The organism is Enterobacter cloacae complex sp. SHL018, from assembly GCF_049237905.1.
GTDB lineage: Bacteria > Pseudomonadota > Gammaproteobacteria > Enterobacterales > Enterobacteriaceae > Enterobacter > Enterobacter hormaechei_C.
In genome coordinates, this window is record NZ_JBMKJE010000005.1 from 298,309 (window position 1) to 322,982 (window position 24,674).

At 55.2% G+C, this 24,674-nt stretch carries 22 protein-coding genes and 5 tRNA genes; 18 read left to right on the forward strand and 9 right to left on the reverse strand.

Annotated features, from left to right (window positions below):
• Window positions 1-46: 46 nt before the first annotated feature.
• Entirely contained in the window at window positions 47-259 is a 213-nt protein-coding gene (gene cspE / locus ACOTY5_RS19050; protein WP_003860775.1) for a transcription antiterminator/RNA stability regulator CspE, read from the forward strand.
• Between the two features lie 58 nt (window positions 260-317).
• Here cspE and ghrB read toward each other — a convergent pair whose 3' ends face one another.
• From ghrB to ACOTY5_RS19080, 6 genes are all read right to left on the reverse strand, one after another.
• Window positions 318-1,292, reverse strand: a complete 975-nt coding sequence (ghrB, locus tag ACOTY5_RS19055) for a glyoxylate/hydroxypyruvate reductase GhrB (RefSeq protein WP_045142455.1) — start codon at window positions 1,290-1,292, stop codon at window positions 318-320.
• Between the two features lie 27 nt (window positions 1,293-1,319).
• On the reverse strand, window positions 1,320-2,600 hold the full coding sequence (locus ACOTY5_RS19060; protein WP_045142456.1) for an MFS transporter: 1,281 nt from the start codon (window positions 2,598-2,600) through the stop codon (window positions 1,320-1,322).
• A gap of 117 nt (window positions 2,601-2,717) precedes the next feature.
• Window positions 2,718-3,656, reverse strand: a complete 939-nt coding sequence (locus tag ACOTY5_RS19065; protein WP_045142457.1) for a sugar kinase — start codon at window positions 3,654-3,656, stop codon at window positions 2,718-2,720.
• A gap of 3 nt (window positions 3,657-3,659) precedes the next feature.
• Window positions 3,660-4,409 carry a sugar phosphate isomerase/epimerase family protein gene (locus tag ACOTY5_RS19070; protein WP_045142458.1) on the reverse strand — a complete coding sequence of 250 codons (750 nt, stop codon included), beginning with the start codon at window positions 4,407-4,409 and terminating at the stop codon, window positions 3,660-3,662.
• A 102-nt stretch (window positions 4,410-4,511) separates the two neighbouring features.
• Entirely contained in the window at window positions 4,512-5,528 is a 1,017-nt protein-coding gene (locus ACOTY5_RS19075; protein WP_015569988.1) for a LacI family DNA-binding transcriptional regulator, read from the reverse strand.
• A 179-nt stretch (window positions 5,529-5,707) separates the two neighbouring features.
• Complete coding sequence (locus ACOTY5_RS19080; RefSeq protein ID WP_045142459.1) at window positions 5,708-6,370, reverse strand: OmpA family lipoprotein; 663 nt, start codon at window positions 6,368-6,370, stop codon at window positions 5,708-5,710.
• 122 nt (window positions 6,371-6,492) lie between these two features.
• On the opposite strand from ACOTY5_RS19080, the gene ACOTY5_RS19085 reads away from it, so the two are divergent.
• Window positions 6,493-8,862: a molybdopterin guanine dinucleotide-containing S/N-oxide reductase gene (locus tag ACOTY5_RS19085; protein WP_044488942.1), complete on the forward strand. Its 2,370-nt coding sequence runs from the start codon at window positions 6,493-6,495 to the stop codon at window positions 8,860-8,862.
• On the opposite strand, the gene ACOTY5_RS19090 is transcribed toward ACOTY5_RS19085, so the two are convergent.
• Window positions 8,831-9,271, reverse strand: a complete 441-nt coding sequence (locus ACOTY5_RS19090) for an N-acetyltransferase (protein ID WP_015569985.1) — start codon at window positions 9,269-9,271, stop codon at window positions 8,831-8,833. The two genes, ACOTY5_RS19085 and ACOTY5_RS19090, sit on opposite strands and share 32 nt — an antisense overlap.
• Window positions 9,249-9,830, reverse strand: coding sequence for a DNA-3-methyladenine glycosylase I (gene tag / locus ACOTY5_RS19095; protein WP_017383572.1), 582 nt, complete (start codon window positions 9,828-9,830; stop codon window positions 9,249-9,251). Before tag ends, ACOTY5_RS19090 begins: the two co-directional genes overlap by 23 nt.
• A gap of 160 nt (window positions 9,831-9,990) precedes the next feature.
• Between tag and ACOTY5_RS19100 the strand changes: the two genes are divergently transcribed.
• The 9 genes from ACOTY5_RS19100 to dppF all read left to right on the forward strand — a co-directional run bounded on the left by ACOTY5_RS19100 (window position 9,991) and on the right by dppF (window position 20,401).
• Window positions 9,991-10,533: a hypothetical protein gene (locus tag ACOTY5_RS19100; RefSeq protein ID WP_015569983.1), complete on the forward strand. Its 543-nt coding sequence runs from the start codon at window positions 9,991-9,993 to the stop codon at window positions 10,531-10,533.
• A 238-nt stretch (window positions 10,534-10,771) separates the two neighbouring features.
• Window positions 10,772-11,974: an L-lactate MFS transporter gene (locus tag ACOTY5_RS19105; RefSeq protein ID WP_015569982.1), complete on the forward strand. Its 1,203-nt coding sequence runs from the start codon at window positions 10,772-10,774 to the stop codon at window positions 11,972-11,974.
• 238 nt (window positions 11,975-12,212) lie between these two features.
• Complete coding sequence (eptB, locus tag ACOTY5_RS19110; RefSeq protein ID WP_017383570.1) at window positions 12,213-13,907, forward strand: kdo(2)-lipid A phosphoethanolamine 7''-transferase; 1,695 nt, start codon at window positions 12,213-12,215, stop codon at window positions 13,905-13,907.
• A gap of 91 nt (window positions 13,908-13,998) precedes the next feature.
• A tRNA-Pro gene (locus ACOTY5_RS19115) sits at window positions 13,999-14,075 on the forward strand.
• A gap of 621 nt (window positions 14,076-14,696) precedes the next feature.
• The gene (dppA, locus tag ACOTY5_RS19120; RefSeq protein WP_006177809.1) at window positions 14,697-16,304 is read left to right on the forward strand and encodes a dipeptide ABC transporter periplasmic-binding protein DppA; all 1,608 of its coding nucleotides are present in this window, start codon (window positions 14,697-14,699) and stop codon (window positions 16,302-16,304) included.
• A 161-nt stretch (window positions 16,305-16,465) separates the two neighbouring features.
• Window positions 16,466-17,485, forward strand: coding sequence for a dipeptide ABC transporter permease DppB (gene dppB / locus ACOTY5_RS19125; RefSeq protein ID WP_006810536.1), 1,020 nt, complete (start codon window positions 16,466-16,468; stop codon window positions 17,483-17,485).
• Window positions 17,486-17,494: 9 nt separating this feature from the next.
• Complete coding sequence (gene dppC, locus ACOTY5_RS19130) at window positions 17,495-18,397, forward strand: dipeptide ABC transporter permease DppC (protein ID WP_017383569.1); 903 nt, start codon at window positions 17,495-17,497, stop codon at window positions 18,395-18,397.
• 10 nt (window positions 18,398-18,407) lie between these two features.
• On the forward strand, window positions 18,408-19,391 hold the full coding sequence (gene dppD / locus ACOTY5_RS19135; RefSeq protein WP_015569978.1) for a dipeptide ABC transporter ATP-binding protein: 984 nt from the start codon (window positions 18,408-18,410) through the stop codon (window positions 19,389-19,391).
• Entirely contained in the window at window positions 19,388-20,401 is a 1,014-nt protein-coding gene (dppF, locus tag ACOTY5_RS19140) for a dipeptide ABC transporter ATP-binding subunit DppF (RefSeq protein WP_017383568.1), read from the forward strand. Before dppD ends, dppF begins: the two co-directional genes overlap by 4 nt.
• A gap of 43 nt (window positions 20,402-20,444) precedes the next feature.
• Here the strand turns inward: dppF and coaA are convergent, their stop codons facing one another.
• A complete protein-coding gene (gene coaA, locus ACOTY5_RS19145) occupies window positions 20,445-21,395 on the reverse strand; it encodes a type I pantothenate kinase (RefSeq protein ID WP_015569977.1) in 951 nt (316 codons plus the stop codon).
• A 317-nt stretch (window positions 21,396-21,712) separates the two neighbouring features.
• Here coaA and ACOTY5_RS19150 point away from each other — a divergent pair.
• The 7 genes from ACOTY5_RS19150 to nusG all read left to right on the forward strand — a co-directional run bounded on the left by ACOTY5_RS19150 (window position 21,713) and on the right by nusG (window position 24,615).
• Window positions 21,713-21,788, forward strand: a tRNA-Thr gene (locus ACOTY5_RS19150).
• Between the two features lie 8 nt (window positions 21,789-21,796).
• Window positions 21,797-21,881 (forward strand) — tRNA-Tyr (locus ACOTY5_RS19155).
• Window positions 21,882-21,997: 116 nt separating this feature from the next.
• Window positions 21,998-22,072, forward strand: a tRNA-Gly gene (locus tag ACOTY5_RS19160).
• Window positions 22,073-22,078: 6 nt separating this feature from the next.
• A tRNA-Thr gene (locus ACOTY5_RS19165) sits at window positions 22,079-22,154 on the forward strand.
• A 118-nt stretch (window positions 22,155-22,272) separates the two neighbouring features.
• Window positions 22,273-23,457 carry an elongation factor Tu gene (gene tuf, locus ACOTY5_RS19170; protein ID WP_014885484.1) on the forward strand — a complete coding sequence of 395 codons (1,185 nt, stop codon included), beginning with the start codon at window positions 22,273-22,275 and terminating at the stop codon, window positions 23,455-23,457.
• Window positions 23,458-23,684: 227 nt separating this feature from the next.
• Window positions 23,685-24,068, forward strand: a complete 384-nt coding sequence (gene secE, locus ACOTY5_RS19175; protein WP_045142462.1) for a preprotein translocase subunit SecE — start codon at window positions 23,685-23,687, stop codon at window positions 24,066-24,068.
• A 1-nt stretch (window position 24,069) separates the two neighbouring features.
• On the forward strand, window positions 24,070-24,615 hold the full coding sequence (nusG, locus tag ACOTY5_RS19180) for a transcription termination/antitermination protein NusG (RefSeq protein ID WP_003862341.1): 546 nt from the start codon (window positions 24,070-24,072) through the stop codon (window positions 24,613-24,615).
• Window positions 24,616-24,674 lie beyond the last annotated feature (59 nt).

Consider the following 24,674-nt stretch of genomic DNA (forward strand, 5'->3'; position numbering starts at 1 on the left):
CCATCAAGCCGGAAGGCACAATATATTTGTTAATAAGGTAATTTCTATGTCTGCTAAAATGACTGGTCTGGTAAAATGGTTCAACGCTGATAAAGGTTTCGGCTTCATCACTCCTGACGATGGCTCTAAAGACGTGTTCGTACACTTCTCTGCTATCCAGAACGATGGCTACAAATCTCTGGATGAAGGTCAGAAAGTTTCCTTCACCATCGAAAGCGGCGCTAAAGGCCCAGCAGCTGGTAACGTTGTAAGCCTGTAAGCTTCCAGCCCAGTAGCACAAAATTCAAAAACCCGCCTTCTGGCGGGTTTTTTCGTATCTACTGTTGTATCTGCGGGTTAACGCAGTTTTTATCCACTTTACCGCCGAGCGCGGCAATCAGGTTATCCACGGCGGTCGCCGCCATATTGTAGCGTGTTTCATGAGTGGCAGAGCCGATGTGAGGCAGGGCGACGACGTTCGGCATGGTCAGTAGCGGAGAATCCACCGGCAGCGGCTCCTGTTCAAACACGTCCAGACCAGCGGCGTGGATCTCACCGTTTTGCAGTGCCTCAATCAGCGCATTCTCATCGACCACCGGACCACGACCCGCGTTGATGAAAATGGCCGATTTCTTCATCTTTTCAAACGCCGCTTTGCCGATGAGATGACGCGTTTCATCCGTCAGCGGCAGGATCAGGCAGACAAAGTCGGCTTCCCGCAACAGCGTATCAAGCTCGCAGTAGCGGGCATTGAAACGTTCTTCGGCTTCAGTGTGGTGACGGCGTGCGTTATACAGAATGGGCATGCTGAAGCCGAAATGCGCGCGCTGTGCCAGCGCCAGACCGATGCGGCCCATCCCAACAATCCCCAGCGTTTTGCCATGAACGTCCACGCCGAACCAGTCCGGGCCAATGCTTTTCGTCCATTCGCCCGCTTTCACGCGCTCGGCCACTTCCACCACGCGACGCGCGGTACTGAGCACCAGCGCCATCAGCGTGTCGGCGACGGTCTCCGTCAGGGCATGCGGCGTGTGCATCAGCAGGATGTTGCGCGCGTTTAGCGCATCCACGTCGAAATTGTCGTATCCCACCGAAACGGTTGAGGTAGCACGAAGCTTCGGCATTTTCTCCAGCAGCGCTGCATCCACCTTTTCGCTCGAACCCAGCAGGCCCTCGGCGCTGGCAAACGCGTCGGCGTGCTGTGCCACGGTTTCCGGGCTGAGGTTCTTGACCCGGGTAACGGTAAAGTGTTCCTCCAGGCGTTTTTGCAGGTCTTCAGGCAGTGCTTTGTACAAAATGACGGACGGCTTCATGCTAATCTCCGTTGATTTTAAAAAGATTCAGGCGTGGCGTGCGCCGACGGGTAGCTGTTGATTATTAGCAGGCTTAACAATCAGAGTAAGCCATACCGAGGCAAAAAGCGCCACCCCCATAAAGATGTAAGAGGCCGACGGGCTGCCGGTGGCGCCGTTCAGATAGCCCACAAACCACGAGCCAAAGAACGAACCCAGCGCGCCCATACTGTTGATCAACGCCATCGCGCCCCCTGCGACGTTACGCGGCAGCATTTCCGGGATGATGGCAAAGAACGGACCATACGGGGCATACATGGCCGCACCCGCAATCACCAGCAGAGTGTACGAGACCCAGAAGTGGTTTGCGCCTACGGCCCAGGAGCCAATGAAGGCAAAAGCAGCGATCAGCAGCAGCGGCCAGACGAACAGCTTACGGTTTTGCAGCTTGTCCGATGCCCAGGAGACGATAACCATCGCGATGGTCGCAGCCAGGTAAGGCACCGATGACAGCCAGCCCACTTCCACCATGCCAAGGTTTTCACCGCCGCTGCGGATAATCGACGGTAGCCACAGCACAAAGCCGTACACGCCAATACTCCAGGTAAAATACTGTGCGCACAGCAGAATAACGTTCCGGGAGCGGAAGGCTTCACCGTAGTTACGCACCGCTTTCAGCCCCTGCTGCTCTTTATCCAGCTGCGCCTGGAGTGCGGCTTTTTCGTCCTCAGAAAGCCATTTTGCCTGGGCTGGCTTATCTTTCACCAGCACCCACCAGCAGAAGGCCCAGATAATCGCGGGAACCCCTTCGATGATGAACATCTCGCGCCAGCCGAAGGACTGGATCAGGTAGCCGGAAACCACCGACATCCACAGCACGGTGACCGGGTTACCGAGTATCAGGAACGTATTGGCACGTGAACGCTCAGATTTTGTGAACCAGTTGCTGATATAAATCAGCATTGCTGGCATGACGGCCGCCTCAACCACGCCGAGAATAAAGCGAATAGCCGCCAGAGCAGGAATGTTATTCACCACGCCAGTAAGCGACGCACAGGCACCCCATAAGATCAGGCAGATGAAAATGAGCTTTCGCACGCTGCGGCGTTCAGCGTAAATCGCGCCGGGGATCTGGAAGAAGAAATAACCCAGGAAGAAGAGGGCACCCAGCAGGGAGGAGACCCCTTTGGTGATCCCGAGGTCTTCGTTGATCCCGGCGGCGGATGCGAAACTGAAGTTGGCACGATCCAGGTACGCCAGGCTGTACGTGATAAACACGATTGGCATGATGTACCACCAGCGTTTTACTGCATTGGTCGAACTGTTCATAGGCTTGCCTCTGTTGTTGAGGTTGTTGCCGCCGTTGTCTGTAGGGTACACGGTGGCTTAATTATCTGGTGCGGATTGCTGCCCTCACCCTGGCCCTCTCCCACAGGGAGAGGGAATTTAGACGCCGAGCTCTGCTCGTGTTGGTAATCCTTCGCTGTCGCCCTGCACCTGAATCGCCAGCGAACCAATTTTGTTGCCTCGCGCCACGGCCTGCGACAGCGGTTTGCCCTCCAGCAGAGCGCTGATGACTCCGACGGCAAACCCATCGCCCGCGCCCACGGTATCGACCACGTTGTCGACTTTTACCGCAGCGACGGCACCTTGCTCGCCGTCGGCAGTTTTAAACCATGCGCCGTCGGCACCGGTTTTCAGCACCACGGCTTTTACCCCTTTGTTGAGGTAAAAATCGGCAATGCCTTCGGGCGTGCTTTCGCCAGTAAGGATCATTCCCTCTTTTATGCCAGGCAGAACCCAGTCCGCCTGAAACGCCAGTCGGTTGAGTTTCTCAGCCATCTCCGCTTCGCTTTTCCACAGCACCGGGCGCAGGTTAGGATCGAAAGAGATCGTTTTGCCCTGTGCTTTCATTGCCGAAGCCGCGTGATCCAGTAAATCGTACGAGCTGGCCGAGAGCGCCGCCGCCACGCCGCTCAGGTGCAGGTGGCGCGCGGAGGAGAAATACGCGGCGTGATAATCATCCACGGAGAGATGGCTTGCCGCTGAGCCTTTGCGGAAATACTCCACGATGGGATCGGTTCCATTTTCAACTTTAGATTTCAGCTGAAAGCCCGTCGCAAAGCGTCCGTCGAGGGTCACGCCTGCGGCATCAATGCCCTCTTTTTTCAGCGAGTCGAGAACAAAATGGCCAAAGCTGTCATTTCCCACGCGGCTTACCCAGCCGACATTCAGCCCCAGCCGCGCAAGTCCGGTAGCAACATTCAGCTCGGCACCTGCCACGCGTTTAATGAAGTGCTCCACTGCGCTCAGCTCGCCCGTTTCGGTGGCGACAAACATCGCCATGGCCTCGCCAATGGTGATGACATCCAGCGTCTTGTGCATGGTTTACTCCTCGCGCAGCAGGTTGACGTAATGGCGGGTGACGGCGGTGAGATCCGTCCCTTCCAGCGGAAATTCGATACCGCGTGGCGCATCGGCAGGGAGTTGATTAAGCAGATCCCGCCAGCGAGAATCGGTCTGATCCGGTGCGACGGCGCGGAACTGCGCCTTATGCGGGACTGCGGCCTTCACATGAATATAGCTCACGGCGGGAGCCAGCTGACGTGCAGCCTCTTCCGGGGAGTCGCCAACCCACAGCCAGTTGCCCATATCGAACGTCAGCGTGACCGGCAGCGCCATTACCCGGCAGGCGGCTTTGAAGCGCTGCATCGGCGCGAGCTGCCCGCAGTCGGTCTGGTCGTTTTCCACCACCAGCGTCATGCCGCTTTCATCCAGCAATGCGCGCAGGGCTTCAAGGGGTTGTTTGTCGCTGAAATGACCCAGCGAGACTTTAAGCCACAGCGCGTTCAGGGCGCTGGCTTCGCTAAGGTAGCGCGGGAGATCCGGGTTGAGGGTGCCATCGGGCATAAACAGGGGGGCCGGGGCGGAGTAGCACGCCAGTAAACCCAGCAGTTCAATGGACTCGCCGAGCGCAGGCAGGGCCATTAACTCGTCGTTGTTGAAGAGCTCGCGGCGGATTTCAACGCCATCAGCCCCTGCGCCGGCAATAACGGGAAGCATCGCCCGTTGACCGCCTGCCTGTCGCACCTGGTCCGCGCCATACGCGGCGGTGACCACCATAATTTTCCTGCTCATTTCCTGACTCCAGAGCGTAATCGATAGTATTACGCTAGATGGAACCGGTTCCAAAGAAAAGTTCGGGATGCTGAATTTATGATCGCTGTCACGAAGGGGAAATTAACGGGCAGTAGAGCCGCGAACGATCAGCTCGCCGGAAAAAACCTGCTCGCGTACGGCGTCGCGGGTGCCTTCAATGCGGCGAACCACTTGTTCAACCGCGGCATAGCCGATCTGCCAGGTGGGTTGTTTGAGGGTGGTGATGCCTACGCCAGCCAGTTCTGCCCACTCCAGTTCATCAAAGCCAAGTAAGCCGATGTCGCTGCCCCAGTGCAGGCCAATGCGTTTAAGCGAGCGGGCAACCTGAAGCGTCAGCGCCCCGTTCGCGGAGATCACCGCTTTACGCATACCCCGATGACGGGTATGGAACTGGCGCAGGGTATTATCCAGCTGCCCGGCTTCATGCAGGGGGATTTCGGCATTTTCGGCGATCACGCCGGGATAACGCGCCAGCGTGGCACGAAATGCCGCCAGGCGGTCGCGGCGGGTGTTAACCATGCCCAGCGGTTCGCTCAGGAACAGAATGGCTTCGAAACCCTGTTCAATCAGGTGCTCGGTGGCAGTGGTGGCCGCCTGGGTGTTATCCAGTCCGACCACATCGCAGGCAAATTCCGGGATTTTGCGGTCAATAAGCACCATCGGCAGAGACGATTGTTGCAGACGATTTAGCCCCTCTTCTCGCATCCCGACGGCATTCACCACAATCCCTTCCACCTGATAGCTGCGCAGCAGATCGAGGTAATGCAGCTCCTGATCAACCTCGTTATTGGTGTTACAGACCAGCGGGGTAAAGCCTTTTTCACGGCACGCCGCTTCGATGCCGCTGAGGACGTTTACGGAGTAGGGGTTGGTGATATCGGCGATGATGAGGCCAATCAGACGGGTGCGGCCCCGCTTGAGGCCGCGCGCCATCAGGCTAGGACGGTAGTCGAGATCGGCAATGGCCTGTTCGATTCGTGCCAGCAGCGCATCGGAAAGCAGGTGTTTCTCGCCGTTGAGGTAGCGTGAAATGCTGGTTTTACCGGTTTTGGCGGCTTTCGCCACGTCGCTGATGGTGGCCCGGGTTGGTTTGATCATCGCTGATTTCCCTGAATTTAGTGAGAATACCTTAGCGGGAAAATCTGGCGAATCAAGCTATTTGCCGGGTGGCGCTGCGCTTACCGGAGGTTGCGGTCTGATGCCCTCACCCCAACCCTCTTCCACGGGAGAGGGCGCAAACACTAAAAACGGCAACGGGGTTGCCGTTTTGCTTTTACCTACTGTACCGGGCTTAACGTAATCTCAACGCGGCGGTTCTGCGCTTTGCCTTCCGCCGTGCTGTTGCTGGCGATCGGGTTAGCCGGACCCATGCCGCTGGTGCGGATGCGGTTCGCTTCTACGCCCTGGGCGATCAGCGAACTGGCCACGGAATCGGCGCGCTGTTGGGACAGACGCATGTTCAGATCCTGGCTGCCGGTGCTGTCGGTGTAACCAATCACGTTCACGGCAGTTTTATTGTACTCTTTCAGCACTGCGGCCACGCCGGTCAGGGTGTTCGCGCCTGCGGGTTTCAGCGTCGCGCTGCTGCTGTCAAAGGTCACGTTGTTTGGCATGTTCAGGATGATGTTGTCACCGCTGCGCGTCACGCTCACGCCCGTACCTTTCATTTTGTCACGCAGTTTTGCTTCCTGCACGTCCATGTAATAACCCACGCCGCCGCCCAGGGCTGCGCCTGCCGCTGCGCCAATCAGCGCACCTTTGCCGCGATCTTTCTTGGAGGAGGAGAGTACGCCAACGCCAGCGCCCACCAGGGAACCAATACCCGCGCCAATGCCGGATTTGCCCGCTTCGCGTTCACCGGTGTAAGGGTTGGTTGTGCAGCCAGAAACAGCCAGTGCGCCGCTCACCAGAGCGGCAATAACGAGTACGCGTTTTTTCATCTTATTTCCTTAATCCTTTTTATTCTTTGCCACGATGGACGTGGCAGTGGATTATGACGTCCGGATACGGAGAAAATTCAGTGTATAACTCTGAAATTTGTCACAAACGATAAACTGCCTCAATGAAAGGCCGAAACACCTGCACGCAACCAGGAGCGCACGCTTTGAGCACCTCAACAAAAACCATTCTGACCGCCGCCCACTGGGGGCCGATGCTGGTCGAAACCGATGGCGACACTGTGCTGTCGTCTCGCGGGGCTTTGCCTTCGCGCCATCTCAACTCTTTACAGACCGTCGTTCGCGATCAGGTACACAGTAAAACCCGCGTCCGCTGGCCGATGGTGCGTAAAGGCTTTCTGGCGTCACCGGATAAGCCGCAGGGTATTCGTGGGCAGGATGAGTTCGTACGCGTGAGCTGGGACGACGCGCTGGCGCTGATCCATACCCAGCATAAACGCATTCGCGACAGCTATGGCCCGTCGTCCATTTTTGCCGGCTCCTATGGCTGGCGCTCGAACGGCGTGCTACATAAGGCCGCAACCCTGCTGCAACGCTATATGAGCCTGGCCGGAGGATACACCGGCCATCTGGGCGATTACTCGACCGGCGCGGCGCAGGCAATCATGCCGTATGTCGTGGGCGGGAATGAGGTTTATCAGCAGCAGACCAGCTGGCCGCTGGTGCTGGAGCATGCGGAGGTGGTGGTGCTCTGGAGCGCCAACCCGCTCAATACCCTGAAAATTGCCTGGAATGCGTCCGACGAGCAGGGCGTTTCCTACTTTGATGCGCTGCGCAAAAGCGGCAAGCGCATCATCTGTATCGATCCGATGCGTTCTGAAACGCTGGATTTCTTCGGCGACAGCGCCGAGTGGATCGCGCCGCATATGGGCACCGACGTGGCGATGATGCTGGGCATCGCCCACACCCTGGTGGAGAACGGCTGGCACGATACGGAATTTCTAGCGCGCTGCACCACGGGCTTCGATAAATTTGCCGACTACCTGACGGGACAAACCGACGGTATCGCCAAAACCGCAGAGTGGGCTGCGGCGATTTGCGGCGTTGATGCCGTTAAAATCCGCGAACTGGCGACGTTATTCCATAGCCGTGTCACGATGCTCATGTCCGGCTGGGGGATGCAGCGCCAGCAGTTTGGCGAGCAGAAGCACTGGATGCTGGTTACGCTCGCCGCGATGCTCGGGCAGATTGGCACACCCGGCGGCGGTTTTGGGCTTTCCTATCACTTTGCTAACGGCGGCAACCCGACGCGAAAAGCGGCGGTGCTGGCCTCCATGCAGGGCTCGGTGCAGGGTGGCGTGGACGCGGTAGATAAAATTCCGGTGGCACGCATTGTTGAAGCCCTGGAGAACCCTGGCGGGTTTTATCAGCACAACGGCCAGGATCGGCATTTCCCGGATATTAAGTTTGTCTGGTGGGCGGGTGGGGCCAACTTCACCCATCACCAGGATACTAACCGCCTGATCCGCGCCTGGCAGAAACCGGAGCTGGTGGTGATCTCGGAGTGCTTCTGGACCGCGTCAGCGAAACATGCTGATATCGTTTTGCCCGCCACGACCTCGTTCGAGCGTAACGATCTCACCATGACGGGGGATTACAGTAATCAGCATATGGTGCCGATGAAGCGCGTCGTGGCTCCCCGGGATGAAGCGCGGGATGATTTTGATGTCTTTGCCGACCTGAGTGAAATGTGGGAAGCGGGCGGTCGGGAGCGTTTCACCGAGGGCAAAACCGATCTGCAATGGCTGGAAACGTTTTACCAGATTGCCAGCCAGCGTGGGGCTGCGCAGGGCGTGACGCTGCCGCCATTCGCTGAGTTCTGGGAGGCGAATCAACTCTTCGAAATGCCGGAAAGCGAGCAGAATGCGCGGTTTGTGCGCTTTGCTGACTTCCGTCGCGATCCGGAGAATCATCCGTTAAAAACCGAAAGCGGGAAGATTGTGATCTACAGCGAACGCATCGCCAGCTTTGGCTACGCGGACTGTCCGCCGCATCCGGCGTGGCTGGAGCCGGACGAATGGCATGGCAATGCGCAGCCGGGGCAGCTTCAGCTGCTGTCTGCCCATCCCGCCCATCGTCTGCACAGCCAGCTCAACTATTCGGCTTTGCGCGAGCAGTATGCGGTGGCGGGTCGTGAGCCGATTGCGCTGAACAGCGATGACGCAAAGGCGCGGGGGATTAACCACGGCGACCTCGTTCGGGTCTGGAACGCGCGCGGGCAGGTGCTGGCAGGCGCCGTGGTGAGTGACGGGATCCGCCCTGGCGTTTTCTGCATTCATCAGGGCGCATGGCCGGATCTGGCGCTGGACGAGGGCGGTATTTGTAAGAACGGCGCCGTAAACGTGCTGACCAAAGATCTCCCCAGCTCGAAGCTGGGGAATGGCTGCGCGGGGAATACGGCGCTGGCATGGGTGGAGAAATATGAGGGGCCGGCGCTTACCCTTACGGCGTTTGATCCGCCTGCCAGCTCATGATCCACGTCGGGTGTTGGGTATCATCCTGCCAGGCGCTGTCTTCGATGCGAAAACCCTGAGCATGATAGAAATTCACCGCCCGCACGTTTTTCTGATACACCTCCAGAGTTAAATACGGATAGTGCTGCTGAACGTGGTTCAGCAGCGCACGCCCGATCCCCTTTCCGATGAACGCCGGGGCGATAAACAACGCCCCCACGAACTGGAACTGCATGACGCTGATAAAACCGCACAGGGTACCGTTTTCTTCCCAGACCCAGGTCTCGGCGGCGGGAAGGTATTCATCCCGCACTACCGCTTCATTCGCTTGCCAGTAACTTGCGTCGATAAACGGATGCGCCTCGGTGGTGCTCTCCAGCCACAGACTCAAAAGCGGAGCGGTGTCCTCACTTTGCCATTTGCGGATCATGGTGGCCCTCCGGATGGCAGAAGCAGCCCGTAATGTGGTCATTGACCAGCCCGCAGGCCTGCATAAAGGAGTAACAGATGGTGGTGCCCACAAACTTAAAGCCGCGTTTTTTCAGCGCTTTCGACAGGGCATCTGAGGCGGGGGTCGACGTTGGGATCTCTGCAAGCGTGGCGGCCTGCGTCACCTTCGGCTCGTTATCCACAAACGACCAGACGAATGCTGAGAAGGGTTCGCCGTTTTGCTCCATCGCCAGATAAGCACGCGCGTTACCAATAATGGCCTGAATTTTACCGCGATGGCGGATGATACCGGTATCCAGAACCAGCCTTTCCACGTCGTCGTCGGTCATGGCGGCAACCGCAGCCGGATCGAACTGGTGGAAGGCTTTGCGATAGTTCTCACGCTTTTTCAGAACGGTGATCCACGACAGTCCGGCCTGCTGGCCTTCAAGGCAAATCATTTCAAACAGTTTTTTACCGTCGGTTTCCGGTACGCCCCATTCCTTGTCGTGATAATCGATATAAAGCTGATCCTGGCTTACCCAGCCGCAACGTTGCATAGGTCATCTCCCTTCCTGATACGGTAAACGCAAAAATTTCAATCTGCCCGGCTTGACGTGTCTGCTAAAGAGACAATAGTTAATACAGGGCTATACGCCCTAATACCTCTTCGAACAATGACATATATCGCCGAACTCGGCTCTTTCTGGAGTCGCTTTGATGATGATAAAAAAAATCAGTGGTCGCCATGCTGCTTCTGGCCTGGTGGGTGTTTCAGTCTGCCTGCTTTTTTGTAACACCGCTTTTGCGTGGCAACAGGAATATATCGTTTCAGATGCTCAAAGTAATACGATGGAACGCTATACATGGGACGCCGATCACCAACCTCGTTATGAAGATATTCTCGCGGAGCGTATTAACCGCACGCAGAATGCTGCGGGGTTTACCCTGAACGATCCCTCCGGTTCGGATGCGGAAACCGTTCTGAGCGTTGGCTGGAATTTTCCCGTGGCGGGACATTTCACCACCGGGCCCGTAATGGCGTGGCGCACTGATGGCGCTCCCTCCGCACCAGTGAATGCGTTTGAGGATACAACCACCACGCAGTCGCTTACCGATCCACTCTGGCATGCCAGCGTGAACTCATTGGGGTGGCGTGTCGATACGCAGTATGGTGATTTACACCCCTGGGCGAAGATCAGCTATAACCAGCAAACTGAAGAAGAATATTTATATACGCTGGGATTGAGCGCCAAATTTTAAAGGGTTGTCACTTTTTTAAACGCTGCGGTAACATATTTAATACAATAACGGCGAGGACTGTAGCGATAGTGATCGCTCACCTTTGACCTTTTTCTTCTCCGGCAAGGTCATTCATTCCCGCTTCCAGGCATTTCATTCCGTTTCTCCTGCATTTCATGCCGTTTTACCCCTGGCGTTATGGGGTTTTGTTTATCGTGTCCTCAGCGAATTTCCTTAATTTATCTTGCAGGACACTGCCATGAACACATCAACTTATAACCGCACGCGTTGGCTGACGCTATTCGGCACCATCGTTACCCAGTTCGCACTGGGATCGGTCTATACCTGGAGCCTGTTTAACAGCGCCCTGTCTGATAAGATCGGCGCGCCGATAAGCCAGGTGGCGTTCTCCTTCGGCTTGCTGAGTCTTGGGTTAGCAATTTCCTCTTCCGTGGCGGGCAAACTTCAGGAGCGCTTCGGCGTGAAGCGTGTAACCATGGCCTCCGGGATCTTGCTGGGCGTGGGCTTCTTCCTGACGGCATATTCCGACAACCTGATGATGCTGTGGCTGAGCGCCGGGGTGCTGGTGGGGCTGGCGGACGGGGCAGGTTACCTGCTGACGCTGTCTAACTGCGTGAAGTGGTTCCCGGAGCGTAAAGGGCTTATCTCCGCGTTTGCCATTGGTTCATATGGCCTGGGCAGCCTTGGCTTCAAATTCATCGATGCGCATCTGCTGGCCTCGGTGGGGCTTGAGAAAACCTTTATGATCTGGGGCGTGATTGTGCTGGTGATGATCCTCTTCGGCGCAACGCTGATGAAAGACGCGCCGCAGCAGGAAGTGAAAACCGTTAACGGTGTGGTGGAGAATGATTTCACCCTTGCACAGTCCATGCGTAAACCGCAGTACTGGATGCTGGCGGTGATGTTCCTGACGGCCTGCATGAGCGGTCTGTATGTCATCGGCGTGGCGAAAGATATCGCGCAGGGAATGGTGAAACTGGACGCGGCGACGGCGGCGAACGCGGTAACGGTCATCTCCATTGCTAACCTCTCGGGTCGTCTGGTGCTCGGTATCCTGTCTGACAAAATCGCCCGCATCCGCGTGATTACGCTGGGGCAGGTCATCTCTCTGGTGGGCATGGCGGCGCTGCTGTTTGCACCGCTGAACGAAGCGACATTCTTTGCGGCGATAGCCTGCGTAGCCTTTAACTTTGGCGGTACCATTACCGTCTTCCCGTCGCTGGTGAGCGAGTTCTTCGGCCTGAACAATCTGGCGAAAAACTACGGTGTGATTTATCTCGGCTTCGGTATCGGCAGTATTTGCGGGTCGCTGATTGCCTCGCTGTTTGGTGGCTTCTACGTGACATTCTGCGTGATATTTGCCTTGTTGATTATTTCACTGGCGCTGTCCACCACGATTCGTCAGCCGCAACGCGAGGTCTATAAAGAAGCGCATGCATGATTCGATAAAAAGGGGCCGCAGGGCCTCTTTTTTTATCGCAATATCACTTCCGGACTTGTTATTTTGTAAAAATTTTCATCGATTCACATTCTCTGCTGCCACTTTTCTTCCTCGCTGTGGTCTACTTATCGCGCTTGTAGACGTTTCTGATAACGGTTTATCTCGCACCTACTTACTCTGTCTGCTTTCTCAATGAGATTCGGCGGGTCTTTATACCCCTTCCCCCAGGGTTGTTTGCATGAAATATATCAGGTCTCTTACCCAGCAAAGATTGTGTCTGATGCTGGCTGTCTATATCGGTTTGTTTCTGAATGGCGCGGTGCTGTTCAGAAGAGTGGAAGGTTATTTTGAACACCTCACCGTAAGAAACGGGATTTTCGCCGCGATTGAAGTGTTTGGCTCAATTCTGGCAACCTTCTTCCTGCTACGTCTGCTCTCGCTTTTTGGCAGACGTACATGGCAGGTTCTGGCCTCGCTGGTGGTGATTATCTCTGCCGCCGCAAGCTATTACATGACATTCATGAATGTGGTCATTGGCTACGGTATTGTGGCCTCGGTGATGACCACGGACATCGACCTCTCGAAAGAGGTGGTGGGGCAAGGGTTCATCATGTGGACGATTTTGACCTGCCTGATCCCGCTCTTCTTTATCTGGAGTAATACCTGTCGCTATACCCTGTTACGCCAGCTGCGTACCCGTGGGCAACGCATCCGCAACGTCGCCGTCGTTCTTCTGGCGGGTCTGCTGGTATGGGCGCCTATTCGCCTGATGGAAAAACAGCAAAAGCGGATCGAAAAAGCGACAGGCGTAGATATGCCAAGCTACGGCGGCGTGGTGGCTAACTCGTATCTGCCGTCTAACTGGCTGTCGGCGCTAGGTCTCTATGCCTGGGCTCAGGCGGACGAATCCAGCGATGTGAAATCGCTGATTAACCCGACCAAAAAGTTCACCTACCAGGCTCCGGCTGACGGACTGGATGATACTTACGTGGTCTTCGTTATCGGCGAAACGACGCGCTGGGATCATATGGGTATTCTCGGTTATGACCGCGATACCACCCCGAAACTGGCGCAGGAAAAGAACCTGGTGGCATACCGCGGCTACTCCTGCGATACCGCCACGAAGCTCTCGTTGCGCTGTATGTTTGTTCGTGAGGGCGGTGCGAGTGATAATCCTCAGCGCACTCTCAAAGAGCAAAACGTGTTTGCTGTTCTGAAGCAGCTTGGATTTAGCTCCGATCTGTTCGCCATGCAAAGTGAGATGTGGTTCTACACCAACACCATGGCGGATAACATCGCCTACCGCGAGCAGATTGGCGCCGAGCCGCGTAACCGCGGAAAGAACGTTGATGACATGCTGCTGCTCTCTGAGATGGAACAGTCGCTGAAAAACCATCCGCAGGGTAAGCACCTTATTGTTCTGCATACCAAAGGGTCACATTACAGCTACTATCAGCGTTACACGCGCGATTTCGCTAAATGGACGCCTGAGTGCGTCGGCATTAACAAGAACTGTAGCAAGCAGGAGCTGATCAATGCCTATGATAACTCGATTCTGTATGTGGATACCTTCCTCAGCCGGGTGATCGACCAGCTTCGCGATAAGAAAGCGATTGTGATTTACGCGGCCGACCACGGCGAGTCCATCAACGAGAAAGAGCATTTACACGGCACGCCGCGTAAGCTGGCCCCGCCTGAGCAGTTCCGCGTGCCGATGATCATGTGGATGTCGGATAAGTACCTGGAAAACCCGGACAAAGCCAAAATGTTTGCCCATCTGAAACAGCAGGCAGAGATCAAGGTACCGCGCCGTCACGTTGAGCTGTACGACACCATTATGGGTTGTCTCGGCTATACCTCACCGAACGGTGGGATTAACGAAAACAACAACTGGTGTAAACTCCCTGATAACACCACAAAAGCCGCGCAGTAGCTGGTCTGGCGAGAATATCGCCAGTTGAATGGCTTTTTGAAAATAAGGGATTGACGGGGGCGCACCTCAGCAGTAAGATGCGCTCCGCATTCGGCGAGTAGCGCAGCTTGGTAGCGCAACTGGTTTGGGACCAGTGGGTCGGAGGTTCGAATCCTCTCTCGCCGACCACATTCTAAAAAGGGCTAACCGCAAGGTTAGCCCTTTTTGCATTAACGCGTTACCCCGCACGAGTCCTCAAAATACCCCTTAGCCCTGCTTCCCCCTGCCTGCTTGCGGTTTTGTGACATAATCCATTGTATTTTTTTATATATAGTTTGATCTTTTTTCGCGTTGCTTATGGATAACCTCAGCATTTTTCGCTGTGCGTTTTAACGTTCGCGGTATTTAGTGCTCAGATAATCACCATTCTGTAAGAAAATTTACCCATTCTGAATAAAACTTAATCACTGAGTGTTGCGAAATATGAAGATAATTGTGCTGCATCATGGCGAGTAGCATAAATTTCTCTGCTGAAAACTCACGGTCAGGGTTTTTTTAATCTTTGTTTGCGGTTTCTCACACTCCACGTAAATCCCCGCCACCTGTATTGACGTTTTCACATTCTGTTGACAGATTGTAGGGCACGAGGGGCATTTCAGGGAGGATCTGCGCTGCAACTCAAACGCTCTTCTGAAAGGATTCTCTATCCCTTTTAACGCCTTCGGGCATCACCGACCGGACCGGGTAAAAAATAAATAAAGGTCAGGCGGCGTAACACAACAAAGCAAAACATCACATTGGAGCACAATAATGAGTATTTCCTTGAAGAAGTCAGGGATGCTGAAGCTTGGTCTGAGCCTGGTGGCCATGACCGTTGCAGCAAGCGTACAGGCAAAAACCCTGGTTTACTGTTCTGAAGGCTCTCCGGAAGGCTTTAACCCACAGCTCTTTACCTCTGGTACGACTTACGACGCAAGCTCTGTACCGATCTATAACCGTCTGGTTGAATTTAAAACCGGCACCACGGAAGTAATTCCTGGCCTGGCTGAAAAGTGGGATGTCAGCGAAGACGGTAAAACCTATACCTTCCACCTGCGCCAGGGCGTGAAGTGGCAGGACAGCAAAGAATTTAAACCTACGCGCGACTTTAACGCCGACGACGTTGTGTTCTCCTTCGACCGTCAGAAAAATGCCCAGAACCCGTACCATAAAGTGTCTGGCGGCAGCTATGAATACTTCGAAGGGATGGGTCTGCCAGACCTGATCGCTGAAGTGAAAAAAGTGGACGATAAAACCGTTCAGTTTGTGCTGACGCGTCCGGAAGCGCCATTCCTGGCTGACCTGGCGATGGACTTCGCCTCGATTCTCTCTAAAGAGTACGCGGACAACATGCTGAAAGCCGGCACGCCGGAAAAAGTGGACCTGAACCCAATCGGTACCGGCCCGTTCCAGCTGCTTCAGTACCAGAAAGATTCCCGTATTCTGTATAAAGCCTTCCCGGGCTACTGGGGCACCAAGCCGCAGATCGACCGTCTGGTCTTCTCCATCACGCCTGACGCATCCGTGCGTTACGCAAAATTGCAGAAAAACGAATGTCAGGTGATGCCGTATCCAAACCCGGCTGACATCGCGCGCATGAAGCAGGACAAAAATATCAACCTGCTGGAGCAGGCGGGCCTGAACGTGGGTTATCTCTCCTTCAACACCGAGAAGAAACCGTTCGATGACGTGAAAGTGCGCCAGGCGCTGACTTACGCGGTGAACAAAGAAGCGATCATCAAAGCCGTTTACCAGGGCGCGGGCGTTGCGGCCAAGAACCTGATCCCACCAACCATGTGGGGCTATAACGACGACATTAAGGACTACACCTACGATCCTGAGAAAGCGAAAGCGCTGCTGAAAGAAGCGGGCCAGGACAAAGGCTTCACCGTCGAGCTGTGGGCGATGCCGGTACAGCGTCCTTACAACCCGAACGCACGTCGTATGGCGGAAATGGTTCAGGCTGACTGGGCGAAGATTGGCGTACAGGCCAAGATTGTGACCTACGAGTGGGGCGAGTACCTGAAGCGCGCCAAAGCGGGCGAACACCAGGCGGTCATGATGGGCTGGACCGGCGACAACGGGGATCCGGACAACTTCTTCGCGACCCTGTTCAGCTGTGCGGCAGCGAAAGACGGTTCTAACTACTCTCGCTGGTGCTACAAGCCGTTTGAAGACCTGATCCAGCCGGCGCGTGCGACCGACGATCACAACAAACGTATTGAACTGTACAAGCAAGCGCAGGTTGTTATGCACGATCAGGCCCCGGCGCTGATTGTTGCTCACTCCACCGTGTACGAGCCAGTGCGTAAAGAAGTGAAGGGCTACGTGGTTGATCCACTGGGCAAACACCACTTCGAAAACGTATCTGTTGAATAATAAGTAGGGTGTTCTCCCTCTCCCTGTGGGAGAGGGCAGGGGTGAGGGGCGTGCATGCATCCCCTCATCCTAACCCTCTCCCACAGGGAGAGGGAATTTACATTTGTGAGCAATACAGACGTCACGCCACTGGGCGTGCGTCATCAGAGAGAATCCGGGTTATGTTGCAGTTCATCCTCCGACGTCTGGGACTGGTTATCCCGACGTTTATCGGTATCACCCTTCTCACTTTTGCCTTCGTCCATATGATCCCGGGTGACCCGGTAATGATTATGGCGGGCGAGCGTGGTATCTCCCCTGAACGTCATGCGCAACTGCTGGCTGAACTCGGCCTTGATAAGCCGATGTGGCAGCAGTATCTCCACTATATCTGGGGTGTGTTGCACGGCGATTTAGGGATTTCACTGAAAAGCCGTCTTCCGGTGTGGGACGAGTTCGTACCGCGCTTTAAAGCGACGCTGGAACTCGGTATCTGCGCCATGATCTTCGCGACCGCGGTAGGGATCCCCGTTGGCGTACTGGCTGCCGTTAAGCGTGGCTCTATTTTCGACCACACCGCTGTTGGCCTGGCACTGACCGGCTACTCCATGCCTATCTTCTGGTGGGGCATGATGCTGATCATGCTGGTCTCGGTGCAGTGGAACCTGACGCCGGTCTCCGGACGCGTCAGCGACATGGTTTTCCTTGACGACACCAACCCGTTAACCGGCTTTATGCTGATTGATACGGCGATCTGGGGCGAAGAGGGCAACTTCATTGATGCGGTTGCGCACATGATCCTGCCTGCAATGGTGCTGGGCACCATCCCTCTGGCGGTGATCGTGCGTATGACCCGTTCCTCCATGCTGGAAGTGCTGGGCGAGGATTATATTCGTACTGCCCGCGCTAAAGGCCTGACCCGTATGCGCGTCATCATCATTCATGCCCTGCGTAACGCTATGCTGCCGGTGGTAACCGTTATCGGTTTGCAGGTCGGTACGCTGCTGGCGGGGGCGATCCTGACCGAAACCATCTTCTCCTGGCCGGGTCTTGGACGCTGGCTGATTGATGCGCTGCAACGCCGTGACTATCCGGTTGTGCAGGGCGGTGTACTGCTGGTCGCGACGATGATTATCCTCGTCAACCTGCTGGTCGATTTGCTGTACGGCGTGGTGAACCCGCGTATTCGTCATAAGAAGTAAGGGGCCATCATGTCACAAGTTACTCAAAATAAAGTGGTCACCGCACCGGTGCCAATGACGCCGATGCAGGAGTTCTGGCACTACTTCAAGCGCAACAAAGGCGCGGTCGTCGGGCTGGTGTATGTTTCCATCATGATCCTGATTGCGGTGTTTGCGAACTTCCTTGCGCCGTATAACCCGGCTGATCAGTTCCGCGATGCGCTGCTGGCACCTCCTGCATGGCAGGACGGCGGAAGCCTGACGCACCTGCTGGGCACCGACGACGTGGGCCGCGATGTGCTGTCGCGCCTGATGTACGGCGCACGCCTGTCGCTGCTGGTTGGCTGCCTCGTTGTCGTACTGTCGCTGATCATGGGGATCGTACTCGGCCTGGTGGCAGGCTACTTCGGCGGCATTGTTGATAACATCATCATGCGCGTCGTCGACATTATGCTGGCATTGCCAAGCCTGCTGCTGGCGCTGGTGCTGGTGGCGATCTTTGGTCCGTCGATTGGTAACGCCGCGCTTGCGCTGACGTTTGTTGCGCTACCGCATTACGTGCGTCTGACCCGTGCGGCGGTGCTGGTGGAAGTGAACCGGGACTACGTTACCGCCTCTCGCGTGGCGGGTGCCGGTGCTATGCGTCAGATGTTTATCAATATCTTCCCAAACTGCCTTGCGCCGCTGATTGTTCAGGCGTCGCTCGGTTTCTCTAACGCCATTCTTGATATGGCCGCTCTTGGCTTCCTTGGCATGGGTGCGCAGCCGCCAACACCGGAGTGGGGCACCATGCTCTCCGACGTGTTGCAGTTCGCGCAAAGCGCCTGGTGGGTCGTCACCTTCCCGGGTCTGGCGATTCTGCTGACGGTGCTGGCATTTAACCTGATGGGTGACGGTCTGCGTGATGCACTTGATCCCAAACTGAAGCAGTAAGAGGCACGAGATGGCGTTATTAAATGTAGATAAATTATCCGTGCACTTTGGCGACGAAGGCACACCGTTTCGCGCCGTGGACCGCATCAGCTACAGCGTTAATCAGGGCGAAGTGGTCGGGATTGTAGGAGAGTCGGGCTCCGGTAAGTCAGTGAGTTCGCTGGCGATTATGGGGCTGATTGACTACCCCGGTCGCGTGATGGCGGAAAATCTGGAGTTCAACGGTCAGGATCTGAAGCGCATTTCCGAAAAACAGCGCCGCCAGCTGGTGGGCGCGGAAGTGGCGATGATCTTCCAGGACCCCATGACCAGCCTGAACCCATGCTACACCGTCGGTTTCCAGATTATGGAAGCCATTAAGGTGCATCAGGGCGGGAATAAGAAAACCCGTCGCCAGCGTGCTATCGATCTGCTGAACCTGGTGGGGATACCTGACCCAGCATCGCGTCTGGACGTTTACCCGCATCAGCTTTCCGGCGGCATGAGCCAGCGCGTGATGATCGCCATGGCGATTGCCTGTCGACCAAAACTGCTGATTGCGGATGAACCAACTACCGCGCTGGACGTAACCATCCAGGCGCAAATCATCGAGCTGCTGCTGGAGTTGCAGCAGAAAGAGAATATGGCGCTGGTGCTGATTACGCACGACCTGGCGCTGGTGGCGGAAGCGGCACACAAAATCATCGTGATGTATGCGGGTCAGGTAGTGGAGACCGGAAGTTCGCACGATATCTTCCGCGCGCCGCGTCACCCGTATACGCAGGCGTTACTGCGCGCGCTGCCGGAGTTTGCCCAGGACAAAGCGCGTCTGGCGTCACTGCCGGGTGTGGTTCCGGGTAAATATGACCGTCCGCAGGGCTGCCTGCTGAATCCGCGCTGCCCGTATGCGACGGATAAATGCCGCGCCGAGGAGCCAGAGCTGAATCTGCTGGCCGATGGTCGGCAGTCAAAATGCCACTACCCACTCGATGATGCCGGGAGGCCAACACTATGAGTACGCACGAGGCCACCACGCAACAGCCGCTGTTGCAGGCTATCGACCTGAAAAAACATTACCCGGTGAAGAAGGGGATTTTTGCCCCCGAGCGCCTGGTAAAAGCGCTGGACGGCGTCTCCTTCAGCCTTGAACGCGGTAAAACGCTGGCGGTCGTCGGGGAGTCGGGCTGTGGAAAATCCACGCTGGGCCGTCTGCTGACGATGATCGAAACGCCAACCGGCGGCGAGCTTTACTATCAGGGCCAGGATCTGCTCAAGCACGATCCGCAGGCGCAGAAGCTGCGTCGTCAAAAAATCCAGATTGTGTTCCAGAACCCGTACGGTTCTTTAAACCCGCGTAAAAAAGTGGGGCAGATTCTGGAAGAGCCGCTGCTGATTAACAGCAATCTGAGCAAAGAGCAGCGTCGTGAAAAAGCGCTGGCGATGATGGCGAAGGTGGGGCTTAAAACCGAGCATTACGATCGCTACCCGCATATGTTCTCTGGCGGTCAGCGTCAGCGTATTGCCATCGCCCGTGGGCTGATGCTTGACCCGGACGTGGTGATTGCCGATGAGCCGGTCTCAGCGCTTGACGTGTCCGTACGTGCGCAGGTGCTTAACCTGATGATGGATTTACAGCAGGATCTGGGACTGTCGTACGTCTTCATCTCCCATGACCTGTCCGTGGTTGAGCACATTGCCGATGAGGTGATGGTGATGTATCTGGGACGCTGCGTGGAGAAGGGGACGAAAGATCAGATCTTTACTAACCCGCGTCATCCGTATACGCAGGCGCTGCTGTCTGCAACGCCGCGGCTGAACCCGGATGACCGCCGGGAGCGCATTAAGCTGACCGGCGAGTTGCCAAGCCCACTTAACCCGCCGCCGGGATGTGCGTTCAACGCCCGTTGCCGTCGCCGCTTCGGCCCGTGCACGCAGTTGCAGCCACAGCTGAAGGATTATGGCGGACAGCTGGTGGCCTGCTTCGCGGTCGATCAGGATGAAAACGGCGAAAAGCCGCAGGCATAAATAAAAAAACCGGCGTTAAGCCGGTTTTTTTTACGTCTGAGGTCTACTTCCGTAAACGAATCTGGTCGACGGCGTGTTTCTCACTCTTGGTGAGGATCAGGCTTGCGCGTTCGCGCGTCGGCAGGATGTTCTCTTTGAGGTTGACGTAGTTGATCTCATTCCACAGCCCGGTCGCCACGCTGATAGCCTCTTCTTCAGAGAGCTGGGCGTAGTTGTGGAAGTAGGAATCCGGGTCGGTGAACGCGCCTTCGCGGAACTTCAGGAAGCGGTTGATATACCAGCGTTGCAGCAAATCTTCCGGCGCATCGACATAAATTGAGAAATCGACAAAGTCAGAGACAAACACATGATGCGGATCGTGAGGATAATCCATCCCGCTTTGCAGGACGTTTAAGCCTTCCAGAATCAGGATGTCGGGCTGCACAACCGTTTTGTCGCCATCCGGGATGCGGTCGTAGATCAGATGCGAGTAAACCGGCGCGGTAACGTGAGGTACGCCCGATTTTAGATCTGAAACAAACTTTACCAGGCGGTGCATATCATAAGAGAGCGGGAAGCCCTTCTTTTTCATCAGGCCGCGTTCTTTCAACACCTCGTTGGGATGCAGGAAGCCGTCGGTGGTGATCAGCTCCACGCTGCGGTGTTCCGGCCAGCGGCTCAGCAGCGCCTGTAGCACGCGCGCGGTGGTACTTTTACCCACTGCCACGCTGCCCGCAATACTGATGATATAAGGAATACGTTGACCGTTCGTGCCGAGGAACTGTTCCAGTACGGCCTGACGGCGCAAATTGGAGCTGATATAGAAGTTAAGCAAGCGAGAAAGGGGGAGATAGATTTCTGCCACCTCTTCCAGGGAGAGATCTTCGTTTATCCCTTTTAGCCGTGCGATTTCACCTTCCGTCAGTGTCATAGGGACGGAGTCACGCAGGGCTGCCCACTGGCTACGGTTAAACTGAAGATAGGGCGTCATTAACGTTTGCTCTTTTTTGCTCATAAGCATGCTTCTGTGAACCATCACGAAACGGCGGGTGCGGGCTCATCACATAGTTAATTTTGGACAATGGGCAGGAGGTTAACACCAGATGAGAGGAATAATAAGAAAAAATATGGGAAAGCGATGCTTAACCGGGCAGGCATCACCTGGGGCTATAGCGTGCCGAAATCAGGCGTTCATGTTGAATTTTTAACCGTGAGCGGATGAATTTACAGCGGTTAGCCCTGGTTTCGAATAAAATGTGAGCGAAAGAACGTTTTATGCAATTTTTTAGTTGCATGACTGCGCAGGTCTCCATAGAATGCGCGCTACTTGATGCCGACTTAGCTCAGTAGGTAGAGCAACTGACTTGTAATCAGTAGGTCACCAGTTCGATTCCGGTAGTCGGCACCATCAAGTCCGGTGGGGTTCCCGAGCGGCCAAAGGGAGCAGACTGTAAATCTGCCGTCACAGACTTCGAAGGTTCGAATCCTTCCCCCACCACCACTTTCTGGCAGCGTCAACGCCGCCGGAGCTGGTTGGAAAAATTGACCAGCTCGAACAGAAAAGAGAGAAATCTCTTTTTTTGTTACAGAAAGAACTGGGTAGCCGAGTTTCAGGATGCGGGCATCGTATAATGGCTATTACCTCAGCCTTCCAAGCTGATGATGCGGGTTCGATTCCCGCTGCCCGCTCCAATACGTGCTGATATGGCTCAGTTGGTAGAGCGCACCCTTGGTAAGGGTGAGGTCCCCAGTTCGACTCTGGGTATCAGCACCACTTCACTTCTCCCTCCCTTTCTCTCTGTTTCAATGTAAATGTATTCAACAGTTCAGGCATTTTCGCCTGGTTGATGTGGTGATATCACCGATTTATCCGTGTCTTAGAGGGACAATCGATGTCTAAAGAAAAGTTTGAACGTACAAAACCGCACGTTAACGTCGGTACTATCGGCCACGTTGACCATGGTAAAACAACGCTGACCGCTGCAATCACTACCGTACTGGCTAAAACCTACGGCGGTGCTGCTCGTGCTTTCGACCAGATCGATAACGCACCAGAAGAAAAAGCTCGTGGTATCACCATCAACACCTCTCACGTTGAGTATGACACCCCGACTCGCCACTACGCACACGTAGACTGCCCAGGCCACGCCGACTATGTTAAAAACATGATCACCGGTGCTGCGCAGATGGACGGCGCGATCCTGGTTGTTGCTGCGACTGACGGCCCTATGCCTCAGACTCGTGAGCACATCCTGCTGGGTCGTCAGGTAGGCGTTCCTTACATCATCGTGTTCCTGAACAAATGCGACATGGTTGATGACGAAGAGCTGCTGGAACTGGTAGAGATGGAAGTTCGTGAACTGCTGTCTCAGTACGATTTCCCAGGCGACGACACTCCAATCGTTCGTGGTTCCGCGCTGAAAGCGCTGGAAGGCGACGCAGAGTGGGAAGCGAAAATCATCGAACTGGCTGGCTACCTGGATTCTTACATCCCAGAACCAGAGCGTGCGATTGACAAGCCATTCCTGCTGCCAATCGAAGACGTATTCTCCATCTCCGGTCGTGGTACCGTTGTTACCGGTCGTGTAGAGCGCGGTATCATCAAAGTGGGTGAAGAAGTTGAAATCGTTGGTATCAAAGAGACTGCGAAGTCTACCTGTACTGGCGTTGAAATGTTCCGCAAACTGCTGGACGAAGGCCGTGCTGGTGAGAACGTTGGTGTTCTGCTGCGTGGTATCAAACGTGAAGAAATCGAACGTGGTCAGGTTCTGGCGAAGCCAGGCTCAATCAAGCCACACACCAAATTCGAATCTGAAGTGTACATTCTGTCCAAAGACGAAGGCGGCCGTCATACTCCGTTCTTCAAAGGCTACCGTCCACAGTTCTACTTCCGTACAACTGACGTGACCGGTACCATCGAACTGCCAGAAGGCGTAGAGATGGTAATGCCAGGCGACAACATCAAGATGGTTGTGACGCTGATCCACCCAATCGCGATGGACGACGGTCTGCGTTTCGCAATCCGTGAAGGCGGCCGTACCGTTGGCGCGGGCGTTGTTGCTAAAGTTCTCGGCTAATCGCTGATAACATTTGACGCAATGCGCAATAAAAGGGCATCATTTGATGCCCTTTTTGCACGCTTTCACATCAGAACCTGGCTCATCAGTGATTAATTTTGTCATAATCATTGCTGAGACAGGCTCTGCGGAGAGCGTATAATACGAAAAGCGAATAGCATTTCGATTGGTTTGCCTCGCACTCGCGGGGTGAAAATGTTTGTAGAATACTTCTGACAGGTTGGTTTATGAGTGCGAATACCGAAGCTCAAGGGAGCGGGCGCGGCCTGGAAGCGATGAAATGGGTAGTTGTAGCCGTGCTGCTGATTATGGCGATTGTCGGCAACTATCTTTATCGTGACATGATGCTGCCGCTACGCGCGCTTGCAGTGGTAATTCTGATTGCTGCGGCGGGTGGTGTCGCGCTGTTGACGACGAAAGGCAAAGCGACCGTTGCGTTTGCCCGCGAAGCGCGTACCGAAGTCCGCAAGGTCATTTGGCCGACTCGCCAGGAAACATTGCACACCACGCTGATTGTAGCGGCGGTAACCGCTGTAATGTCACTGATCCTGTGGGGACTGGATGGTATTCTGGTTCGCCTGGTATCCTTTATCACTGGCCTGAGGTTCTGAGATGTCTGAAGCCCCTAAAAAGCGCTGGTACGTCGTTCAGGCGTTTTCCGGTTTTGAAGGCCGCGTAGCTACGTCGCTGCGTGAGCATATCAAATTACACAATATGGAAGAGTTATTTGGCGAAGTTATGGTTCCGACCGAAGAAGTGGTTGAGATCCGTGGCGGCCAACGTCGCAAAAGCGAGCGTAAATTCTTCCCGGGTTACGTGCTGGTTCAGATGGTGATGAACGACGCGAGCTGGCACCTGGTGCGCAGCGTACCACGCGTGATGGGCTTTATCGGCGGCACATCTGACCGTCCGGCGCCAATCAGCGACAAAGAAGTTGATGCGATTATGAACCGCCTCCAGCAGGTTGGTGATAAACCGCGTCCGAAAACGCTGTTTGAACCGGGTGAGATGGTTCGTGTTAACGACGGTCCGTTTGCTGACTTCAATGGCGTCGTCGAAGAAGTGGACTACGAGAAGTCCCGCCTGAAAGTTTCCGTTTCTATCTTTGGTCGTGCGACCCCGGTAGAGCTGGACTTTGCTCAGGTAGAAAAAGCCTAAGCAGCGATCAAAAAAGCGACGATTTAATCGTTGCACAGGGCGCGAGATTGGAATACAAT

Excerpts from the sequence above, each read along its gene's own strand:
- cspE (WP_003860775.1), top strand. The coding sequence starts at position 47 with ATGTCTGCTAAAATGACTGGTCTGGTAAAATGGTTCAACGCTGATAAA.
- ghrB (WP_045142455.1), bottom strand. The coding sequence starts at position 1,292 with ATGAAGCCGTCCGTCATTTTGTACAAAGCACTGCCTGAAGACCTGCAA.
- ACOTY5_RS19060 (WP_045142456.1), bottom strand. The coding sequence starts at position 2,600 with ATGAACAGTTCGACCAATGCAGTAAAACGCTGGTGGTACATCATGCCA.
- ACOTY5_RS19065 (WP_045142457.1), bottom strand. The coding sequence starts at position 3,656 with ATGCACAAGACGCTGGATGTCATCACCATTGGCGAGGCCATGGCGATG.
- ACOTY5_RS19070 (WP_045142458.1), bottom strand. The coding sequence starts at position 4,409 with ATGAGCAGGAAAATTATGGTGGTCACCGCCGCGTATGGCGCGGACCAG.
- ACOTY5_RS19075 (WP_015569988.1), bottom strand. The coding sequence starts at position 5,528 with ATGATCAAACCAACCCGGGCCACCATCAGCGACGTGGCGAAAGCCGCC.
- ACOTY5_RS19080 (WP_045142459.1), bottom strand. The coding sequence starts at position 6,370 with ATGAAAAAACGCGTACTCGTTATTGCCGCTCTGGTGAGCGGCGCACTG.
- ACOTY5_RS19085 (WP_044488942.1), top strand. The coding sequence starts at position 6,493 with ATGAAAGGCCGAAACACCTGCACGCAACCAGGAGCGCACGCTTTGAGC.
- ACOTY5_RS19090 (WP_015569985.1), bottom strand. The coding sequence starts at position 9,271 with ATGATCCGCAAATGGCAAAGTGAGGACACCGCTCCGCTTTTGAGTCTG.
- tag (WP_017383572.1), bottom strand. The coding sequence starts at position 9,830 with ATGCAACGTTGCGGCTGGGTAAGCCAGGATCAGCTTTATATCGATTAT.
- ACOTY5_RS19100 (WP_015569983.1), top strand. The coding sequence starts at position 9,991 with ATGATGATAAAAAAAATCAGTGGTCGCCATGCTGCTTCTGGCCTGGTG.
- ACOTY5_RS19105 (WP_015569982.1), top strand. The coding sequence starts at position 10,772 with ATGAACACATCAACTTATAACCGCACGCGTTGGCTGACGCTATTCGGC.
- eptB (WP_017383570.1), top strand. The coding sequence starts at position 12,213 with ATGAAATATATCAGGTCTCTTACCCAGCAAAGATTGTGTCTGATGCTG.
- dppA (WP_006177809.1), top strand. The coding sequence starts at position 14,697 with ATGAGTATTTCCTTGAAGAAGTCAGGGATGCTGAAGCTTGGTCTGAGC.
- dppB (WP_006810536.1), top strand. The coding sequence starts at position 16,466 with ATGTTGCAGTTCATCCTCCGACGTCTGGGACTGGTTATCCCGACGTTT.
- dppC (WP_017383569.1), top strand. The coding sequence starts at position 17,495 with ATGTCACAAGTTACTCAAAATAAAGTGGTCACCGCACCGGTGCCAATG.
- dppD (WP_015569978.1), top strand. The coding sequence starts at position 18,408 with ATGGCGTTATTAAATGTAGATAAATTATCCGTGCACTTTGGCGACGAA.
- dppF (WP_017383568.1), top strand. The coding sequence starts at position 19,388 with ATGAGTACGCACGAGGCCACCACGCAACAGCCGCTGTTGCAGGCTATC.
- coaA (WP_015569977.1), bottom strand. The coding sequence starts at position 21,395 with ATGAGCAAAAAAGAGCAAACGTTAATGACGCCCTATCTTCAGTTTAAC.
- tuf (WP_014885484.1), top strand. The coding sequence starts at position 22,273 with ATGTCTAAAGAAAAGTTTGAACGTACAAAACCGCACGTTAACGTCGGT.
- secE (WP_045142462.1), top strand. The coding sequence starts at position 23,685 with ATGAGTGCGAATACCGAAGCTCAAGGGAGCGGGCGCGGCCTGGAAGCG.
- nusG (WP_003862341.1), top strand. The coding sequence starts at position 24,070 with ATGTCTGAAGCCCCTAAAAAGCGCTGGTACGTCGTTCAGGCGTTTTCC.